Below are 791 nucleotides of genomic sequence, written 5' to 3' on the forward strand. Positions count from 1 at the left end.
CAAGCTATCTTTCCGAATGAGAAAGATGTCAATTTTTTAATCCAGCTCTGCTTTTTGCGGAGCTTTTTTTATGGAGAATCATATGCGAAAAATATCATCAGAAGGACTTGCACTTATCAAACAATGGGAAGGTTTGCGTTTGAACGCCTATAAAAATGCCATTGGGGTGTGGACAATAGGTTATGGACATACAAACAGTGCTGGAAAACCTTTTGTTTACGAAGGCATGGCAATCACTGAAAAGCAAGCAGAAGAACTTCTTTGCCAAGACTTAAGACAATTTGAGAATGCTGTTGAACGCGCGGTTACAGTTTCATTAACAGATGAACAATTCGCGGCGTTAGTGTCGTTTTGCTATAATGTAGGAACAGGAGCCTTTTGTAACTCGACACTGTTAAAAAAGCTCAATCAAGGTGAATATGAAGCTGTCCCTGCCGAGCTACAGAAATGGACCAAAGCAGGCGGGAAGCGTCTTGAAGGTCTAGCACACCGGCGTGCGGCAGAAACAGGCTTATGGGCGAAAGGGGCTTTTGTTTCCTCCAATTATCAAACAGTAGAAACGCAAGCATCAACGGGGGTTTTCAAAGCCGAAGCCCTTGCACCGATTATTGGTTCTTTTTCTGGGCTTGGAGGCTTATTAGCAGGAAATGGGCCAATCCAATGGGCTTTGGCCACCATTATGATTTTAGCCGCATGTGCTGGTATTTTCTTTGTTGCTAAACGCTTTCAGGAGCATCGTCTATGATCTTATGGATGAAAAGAAATCTGATGCTAACAGGCGCGGCTTTAGC

The 791-nt window shown here is 43.5% G+C and carries 1 protein-coding gene; it reads left to right on the forward strand.

Annotated features, from left to right (window positions below; translation table 11 throughout):
* Nucleotides 1–82: 82 nt before the first annotated feature.
* The gene (locus ACFILA_RS09705) at nucleotides 83–745 is read left to right on the forward strand and encodes a lysozyme (RefSeq protein WP_375661146.1); all 663 of its coding nucleotides are present in this window, start codon (nucleotides 83–85) and stop codon (nucleotides 743–745) included.
* The last annotated feature ends 46 nt before the right edge of the window (nucleotides 746–791 follow it).

It is taken from the genome of Bartonella sp. CL71SXKL (assembly GCF_042194935.1).
GTDB lineage: Bacteria > Pseudomonadota > Alphaproteobacteria > Rhizobiales > Rhizobiaceae > Bartonella.